The organism is Enterococcus sp. 3G1_DIV0629, from assembly GCF_002141285.1.
In the GTDB taxonomy this organism is placed as follows: domain Bacteria; phylum Bacillota; class Bacilli; order Lactobacillales; family Enterococcaceae; genus Enterococcus_B; species Enterococcus_B lactis.
In genome coordinates, this window is sequence record NZ_NGLI01000001.1 from 1,694,211 (window position 1) to 1,700,514 (window position 6,304).

The 6,304-nt window shown below is 36.8% G+C and carries 19 protein-coding genes; all 19 read right to left on the reverse strand.

All coding sequences use genetic code 11. The features are described 5' to 3' along the window. Window positions 1–4: 4 nt before the first annotated feature. Complete coding sequence (locus A5816_RS08665) at window positions 5–235, reverse strand: hypothetical protein (protein ID WP_086311140.1); 231 nt, start codon at window positions 233–235, stop codon at window positions 5–7. Continuing rightward, complete coding sequence (locus tag A5816_RS08670) at window positions 232–429, reverse strand: hypothetical protein (RefSeq protein ID WP_086311141.1); 198 nt, start codon at window positions 427–429, stop codon at window positions 232–234. Before A5816_RS08670 ends, A5816_RS08665 begins: the two co-directional genes overlap by 4 nt. Window positions 430–440: 11 nt before the next feature. Continuing rightward, window positions 441–629 (reverse strand): hypothetical protein, encoded by a 189-nt coding sequence (locus A5816_RS08675; RefSeq protein WP_086311142.1) that lies wholly within the window; start codon window positions 627–629, stop codon window positions 441–443. After that, entirely contained in the window at window positions 626–811 is a 186-nt protein-coding gene (locus A5816_RS16550) for a hypothetical protein (RefSeq protein WP_256926076.1), read from the reverse strand. The genes A5816_RS08675 and A5816_RS16550 overlap by 4 nt, the downstream gene beginning before the upstream one ends. A gap of 42 nt (window positions 812–853) precedes the next feature. After that, window positions 854–988 (reverse strand): hypothetical protein, encoded by a 135-nt coding sequence (locus A5816_RS16555; RefSeq protein WP_256926077.1) that lies wholly within the window; start codon window positions 986–988, stop codon window positions 854–856. Further along, window positions 985–1,203: a hypothetical protein gene (locus A5816_RS08685; RefSeq protein ID WP_086311143.1), complete on the reverse strand. Its 219-nt coding sequence runs from the start codon at window positions 1,201–1,203 to the stop codon at window positions 985–987. The genes A5816_RS16555 and A5816_RS08685 overlap by 4 nt, the downstream gene beginning before the upstream one ends. Further along, window positions 1,200–1,658: a hypothetical protein gene (locus tag A5816_RS08690; RefSeq protein WP_086311144.1), complete on the reverse strand. Its 459-nt coding sequence runs from the start codon at window positions 1,656–1,658 to the stop codon at window positions 1,200–1,202. The genes A5816_RS08685 and A5816_RS08690 overlap by 4 nt, the downstream gene beginning before the upstream one ends. Window positions 1,659–1,661: 3 nt before the next feature. Then, window positions 1,662–2,237, reverse strand: a complete 576-nt coding sequence (locus A5816_RS08695) for a DUF1642 domain-containing protein (protein ID WP_086311145.1) — start codon at window positions 2,235–2,237, stop codon at window positions 1,662–1,664. After that, window positions 2,234–2,662 carry a YopX family protein gene (locus A5816_RS08700; RefSeq protein WP_086311146.1) on the reverse strand — a complete coding sequence of 143 codons (429 nt, stop codon included), beginning with the start codon at window positions 2,660–2,662 and terminating at the stop codon, window positions 2,234–2,236. Before A5816_RS08700 ends, A5816_RS08695 begins: the two co-directional genes overlap by 4 nt. Further along, a complete protein-coding gene (locus tag A5816_RS16295) occupies window positions 2,659–2,805 on the reverse strand; it encodes a hypothetical protein (RefSeq protein WP_179189706.1) in 147 nt (48 codons plus the stop codon). Before A5816_RS16295 ends, A5816_RS08700 begins: the two co-directional genes overlap by 4 nt. Continuing rightward, complete coding sequence (locus A5816_RS08705; protein ID WP_002311437.1) at window positions 2,805–3,095, reverse strand: hypothetical protein; 291 nt, start codon at window positions 3,093–3,095, stop codon at window positions 2,805–2,807. Before A5816_RS08705 ends, A5816_RS16295 begins: the two co-directional genes overlap by 1 nt. Further along, window positions 3,089–3,397 carry a hypothetical protein gene (locus tag A5816_RS08710; RefSeq protein ID WP_086311102.1) on the reverse strand — a complete coding sequence of 103 codons (309 nt, stop codon included), beginning with the start codon at window positions 3,395–3,397 and terminating at the stop codon, window positions 3,089–3,091. The genes A5816_RS08705 and A5816_RS08710 overlap by 7 nt, the downstream gene beginning before the upstream one ends. Next, window positions 3,390–3,554 carry a hypothetical protein gene (locus A5816_RS16300; protein WP_179189703.1) on the reverse strand — a complete coding sequence of 55 codons (165 nt, stop codon included), beginning with the start codon at window positions 3,552–3,554 and terminating at the stop codon, window positions 3,390–3,392. Before A5816_RS16300 ends, A5816_RS08710 begins: the two co-directional genes overlap by 8 nt. Window positions 3,555–3,558: 4 nt before the next feature. Continuing rightward, window positions 3,559–3,828, reverse strand: coding sequence for a hypothetical protein (locus A5816_RS08715; protein WP_002372698.1), 270 nt, complete (start codon window positions 3,826–3,828; stop codon window positions 3,559–3,561). Window positions 3,829–3,839: 11 nt separating this feature from the next. Beyond that, window positions 3,840–4,589, reverse strand: a complete 750-nt coding sequence (locus tag A5816_RS08720) for a helix-turn-helix domain-containing protein (protein WP_086311103.1) — start codon at window positions 4,587–4,589, stop codon at window positions 3,840–3,842. A gap of 2 nt (window positions 4,590–4,591) precedes the next feature. Continuing rightward, on the reverse strand, window positions 4,592–4,819 hold the full coding sequence (locus A5816_RS08725; protein WP_086311104.1) for a hypothetical protein: 228 nt from the start codon (window positions 4,817–4,819) through the stop codon (window positions 4,592–4,594). Continuing rightward, window positions 4,812–5,105 (reverse strand): hypothetical protein, encoded by a 294-nt coding sequence (locus A5816_RS08730; protein ID WP_086311105.1) that lies wholly within the window; start codon window positions 5,103–5,105, stop codon window positions 4,812–4,814. Before A5816_RS08730 ends, A5816_RS08725 begins: the two co-directional genes overlap by 8 nt. Window position 5,106: 1 nt before the next feature. After that, window positions 5,107–5,793, reverse strand: coding sequence for a putative HNHc nuclease (locus tag A5816_RS08735; RefSeq protein ID WP_086311106.1), 687 nt, complete (start codon window positions 5,791–5,793; stop codon window positions 5,107–5,109). Between the two features lie 5 nt (window positions 5,794–5,798). Next, the coding region (locus A5816_RS08740; protein WP_086311147.1) for a DUF1071 domain-containing protein at window positions 5,799–6,304 on the reverse strand (506 nt) is incomplete at its 5' end.

Sequence of the window (6,304 nt, forward strand, 5' to 3'; positions counted from 1 at the left end):
TCAATCAACTCCCTAATCTGAAAGTGTCGTTTATACTTGATCTAAATTCTTTTAAGTGGTTCTCTACCACAGAATCAGTCACGTTAAAACGATCAATTAATACAGGAGCTGCCATATCTTTCAAATAACTTTGTCTGATAACTATTTCAGTACCATCAGGGATTTTTATGCTAACCTCCCGACCGTTGATAATTGACTGGATGTCTGCTTCGCTTAGTGCTATTTCGTATTTCATTCTGATTCCTCCTCAATCGTCCAAGCATTTGTAAACTCATCTAAGTATGCTAGCTCATCTTCATTTAAATACCCATAACCCCATAAGGATTCTAAAAGGTCATCCTTGGAATATCCTCTAAAGTCAAGTCTGAGACCGCTTAGGATGTGTACACAGGTTGTATTTCCATAAAACTTGATTGTGTATGTTTTCATTTCTATTTCTCCTAAGCCATCTCTTTTTTAAAATAAAATGTTGTTTTAACACAATCTTTCAAATCTAGCTTTGTGTCACTTAATACACGAACTCCTTTAAAAGATGCGGTTTCGAAATATACATCTTTTGCTTTCAGCCTGCCATCTTCTAGCCCTTTTGCTATTTCTGTAAATGGTACTGGTGTATAAATATATTTCATTCCGCTTCCTCCTGTCCCAATCCCCATTGAGCGAATGCTGCTAGGACTTCGAATTCTTCTTTCATAGTAAAATCATCATAAAAACCAAAAATATTCGCTGACATATCGTTTGCTGCATGCTTTAACACGTAAAAAGGAAACGGCCACTGTGATTTTGTGTAATATTCTTCTAGCCATTCCAACACGACTTTCTGGTTGTCGTCTAGCTGTATTTGTTCAAGAGCTTAGGCATTTAATAGCGCATAATTGAATCCTTCTAAAAAGCTATGATTTACCGTCTTATGAGGGTCGTTATTCTCGTTACACTCTTTTTCTAATCTGTCTGATTCTGCTTCTAACCATTTCAACGCCTTGCTCATCCTTCTGCCACCTCAAACATCAAATCAAATAGGTCTTTCGCAACATTTAAAGTACTTCCATCGCTGCTCAAAAATACTTCTTGGTCATCCTCTGCGATAGGTTTATCACTTTTCCAAATACTCCCTTCGTGAACAATAAACTCACGATCTTCCTCACAATTTTCAAATTCGTCCCATTCAGGAACACTAAATGTTTCTAAGCATTTGTATTTCATACTTTCCCACCTTCTAAAACTTTGAATGTACTTCTTCGTTCATCTTTTAATGCCTCATTAATTTCTTCTTTACTCCACGGAACGATCAATCGAACAGAATATTCGACAACCAAATCAACAAATTCATAGCGAAATCTATTGATAGACACTACTTCATATGCTATCCCTTTCTCAGGAAAGATAATATCTCCTATTTTTATTATTCGCTTATCATCTTTTGATTGGTCGTATCGATTATCCACAATAACTTCTCTTTTGCAGTTATAATAATCACTCAAAGCTCCGACTTTCTGCACTAGAACTCTAACTGTTAAACTAATAGATTTGCTAAAATAAAGTTTGTTAATTTCAAGAATACGAATAATGATATACTTCTCTCCTAAATATTCAATAGATTCACCGATACTTACTTTTTCGTTAAATCCCTCTCTATATAGTTTTAAAATAGTCAACACTATTTATCCCTCTTCCACTGGCACAGCAAACACCCAGTATCTTTCATCGATTGCTTTTACTTTCTTTTCAGTAAAAGTTGGAATATGTGCTTTGTTATTTGTACGATCAATACTTCCCTCTTCATCTAAAAAAGTATATTTCCATCCACCTGTATTTTCACTCAGTATCACATGATATTCCGGTTCTTTCTCGACCTCGTAGCCGTATAACAAAGCTTCTATTGCTTTCTTTTTATTAGGATAATTGTCACTACATTTATCAATAATCCAGTACAACAGATCTTTGTTTTCTGATGATGATCCGTTCTCGCTAAGTTCAAAATCAACACCGTATCCCCAACCTGCACGTGCAACAAGTGAAATAGCATAAAACTCGTCATGTTTTGCTATAACTCGTTTTGCCCAAACATCGAAAAACTTCGGCACCACTGGCTTCTGCGGTTCGTCTAGTTTTTGGATTAGTTCTAATGCGTGTTCTAAACCCGCATATTTCCCATCATGAAAATCAGTTATACCTTTAAAGTCTTCCATGCTACCTACAAGGCTTGCTAGTTTATCAATCAATTCTTGTTTATTCATCGCTGTTCCTCCAATAACTCGCTATTTTCGTAGATGTTTCCGATGACTTCATACGTGTATTCTTCAAACAGCTCTGTGTTAAAAATTCGATACTCTAAGTCTTCATCAACAGTGGCACAAACTAATCCCGAATGTCCTATTGAATTTTTGACAACACAAACTTTATTATCTAAATAATCGAATCCATTTTGCACGCTGATTGATACTAGATCTCCCTCAAATATCTCCACACCATTCTTATCTTTCATTCCTGTGGATTGCATGAGTTCGTACTTGTCTATCATTCCCCACATGCCGCTTCCTAAATTTACTAGAGGAGCAATAAAGCCTGTTTCATCATCTATTGTCCAGTCTACGTTTTTGTCATTATGCGGATAGTACATTTCATTTTCTTCTGTTGAATATGCTCTAAACTTCGGTATCATTTGCTGCCCTCCTCAAAATATTCTTTCAATGTTCTAACTAAGCTTTCGTATAGTGACTTAAATGATTCACTAGCGATCAACTCGATATTTCCTAGATTAGTAAAGTGTTCTTCTAGCTCTTCTTTTAACATTTCTTCGTCCATTATTTCTCCTCCTCAATCTCACATGCCTGTTCAAACTGTCTAGTGATGTTTTCTAACGCTTTTTTGTACTCGATAATACTTTTTATCGTTCTTTCTTCACTTAACACGTAATCGCGTTGTATCGCCTTCAAACACGATGAGACAGTTTGGAAGTATCCGATATCTGCTCGTGATTCTTCTTTTGCTTCTGTGTAGCGGATGTTTCCCTCTTCGTCTCGTCTTACCTTCGATAAGACAATATTTCTAGAATCACTGGTAATTCGATAATCTTCGATTTTCATGTCTAGCATATTTCTTCCTCCACGTATCTAAACGTTCTCTTCTTAACGTCTGTGTATCCACACCTAGCTCTTTTCCTCACGATTTTCTCGTGCAAGCCTGTTAAACTTGCTAACTGTTCAGCTGTTCCTGTCACTAGAAGTTTGTCACCGTGCCAAATTGCAATTTGACGAGGCTTTTTCCCGCCTCTAGTTTTGTCAGCCCACATCGCTCTTCCGAGCCTCTTTACTTCCGAAGCAGTTTCTTTGTCTTCTTGCCAATTCTCAGAATGTGTCAGTTCGATGATTCGTTTCATTGCTGCTTTCTTATCCATCCTGACATTCTCCTTTCAATAATTTGAGTACTTGATCAAGTGCGCTCTCACGTCCGCCATGAAACGTGTTGAGCCACTTGTCTTCGTACGACACACTTTGTCTTAAAGCTTCTTGATGCATTAATTCGATCTGTGCTGTAAATGTCTTTAGGTCCATCTGATTACACCTGCTCGAGTTCATTAAGATGTTTTTGCAAGCCTTTAACACAATCAACAAATAGTAATTTGGTATATGCTAAATTTCTTAATTGTGTTGTATCGATATAGAGTGCGAAATAGTATCTGAGTTTACTCCAACTCGAACGATCATTCTTAATCCCTTCAATTCCAGCTTCTTCAAGCTGTTCATACACGTCTCTCAGGATGTCTATTTCCTCGCCCTTTTTATAGTTCGATATTTCATTAATTAGTTCTAGATAATCGATTTTCAATTTTCCACCTCTTAAAATGGTGCTTTTGATTGTCTATTAGCTCGTTCTAGCGCTTTTTTCTTGAGATAGGCTTCTTGGTCGATTGCCCATTCAGGAAGCTTCTCTCGTCTTCCTGTGCGCTTGTATCCACTGCTTGCGTTCTTAGGTTCACTTTTTTCTTTCCTTGCCCAACTTCGAATAGTTGCCAAATAGTTTTTATAAGTCTTACCAGATGATTCACAATACTCTGACAGTCGTTCGATTCGCTCTTGGTAGTCATTAGGGAATTCTGTTTTGAGTTTCTCCATCTGCTCATCTGACAAAAGCACATTTTTATACTCTCCGTATTTATGACGGATGGGCTTAGCCTTCGATTTTTTCGAAGGCGGTAACTCTCTTATATATTCTTTTGTATTATTAAATGTATTATTAATAGATGTATTATTATCTTGATAGATTTCTTGGTGACCCCCCACCAAATTTTCTTGGTGACCCCCACCAAGAATTCTTATATACCTAGCCTCGATTTCTTTACTACCCTCTTTGTACTTAACTTCTCTATAGATATAGCCCTTTTCTTCAAGTGACTTTAGCCAATTCTGAATGGTTGGTTTGCTTACTTTATATTGATTGGCAAAGTACTCATTGCTAGCCCAGCAATAACCTTTCTCATTACATAGAGCTGTGATTTCCCCATAAAGAAGTTTTGCACTAGGTATCAAAGAATCGTCATATCTAACATTTGCAGGTATGATGGCGTAATAACTTCGATGTTCTGTCAAAATTATCCCTCCTCATCCGCGACAGTAATCGTGTACTGGTAACAAGTCTCTGTAATTCCATTAACTAATCTATTGGTCTTAATTTTTTCGACACTAATATCGCTTTGTTCAGCTTGTGTACCGATGAAAGCAAATGTCATGATTTCTAAGAACAATTTGTCTCTTGGACTCATTTTGTTATACTTAGTGCGCCATGCTCGTTCAAATGCTGCTGTTTTTAAACTAATCATCATTATTTCCCTCGATTAAATCAAAATTATCAAACAAACTTTCTTTCTGGTTTAACCACTTTTCAGCTATATATTCTTCATCATCGTCACCATCTGATAAGCTATTTAATTCAAATTCAAAATCATCTATCTCTTGTTGAATATCCCAATAGCTTGACTCTAAATCTTCTAACTCGCCTTGCAGAGAATCTATTTCGCTCTCTAGGGCGTTGATTTCTTCGTGCAATCGTCTTTCGGTTTTGTTTAATTCTTCCAAATGAGATTCAATATCGTAACGTCTGCTCACTTTAGCCACCTATATTAAGTTTTTTGATTGTCTCTCGGTTTAACTTAATCCCTTTGATTTGATATTTATTTTTAAAATTGATCACACCTATTTTGTGCTTCTCCGTGTGATGGATTCTGCAGAGTGCTGCAAATGTGTACTCTGAATGATCAACTTCTTTGCGCTTTCGTCTTCCTAAAGCTTTGTCAAAGTGATCGATGTCAGCTCCTGTTTTGCCACAGATGCAACAAACTCTTTTTGTAATGCATTTGTAGAAGTAATATTCTTGATTCGCTGGTAAAATCTCATAGCCTTCTTTGAAAGGAATATGATGTTCAAAGATGAAATCTAGGATAATATTTGCTAAGACATTAGCATCACTCACAGTTGTATTCGATTCATCTTTCAGGCTTATTTTGCGCCCTGTGACGCCTTCAAAACGGAAGTAGAAGAATTCCTTCCAGAAGTCCGTTGGCATGCCTGTATCGATGAAAATATCGCCTATGAGTGCATAGATGAAGTTTCGTTGCTGTACTGTGAAACGTCTAGGATCAATAAAACGAATTTCAATGACTCGATCGCCATCATATCCGTCGTACATCGTCTTCAAACGTTCGATGTTCACTTCTTCATTGATGGTTGCGCCTATGTCTTTTCCTTTGAATTTTTTCAGAACCGCTGAATATGAATCGATTAATGGTTTAAACACTCATATCACTTCTCTTTTGTTTCGTCTCTGTACTGATCTTCAAGCCAATTAACGCCTCGTTTTAGAATGCCCAAGTCTCTCTTGGTCCATTTACTGTCATCAGCGGTTATAGAAGCCGCATCAGTCAATGCAACAATTGCTTCATCAATTGATTTTTCGTACTTGTTAGCAACCAGTTGTAAAGCATCCAAGAATAGCTTTTTGCTTCTTTCGCTAGCTGGTTCAAGCATCGAAACATCTTCTGGCATATCTTCACCCGCAAAGATATATAACCCTAGCCCGAACATTGCTAGATTTTTTACAAGACAACGCATGATTGTTTTGTTGATATCAAACATAGTTGCTGCTTCACAAGTACGATCAATATAGTTTCCTGTCCAATTTTTATCTTTATATTCTTTGACTTTGTATGTGTATGGTTCATCTTTCATCGCCTTATTCGAACTATCCATGACAGGTAACCACATTTCACGTTTGATACCATTAACTGTGATATTGGTAAAAACCATGT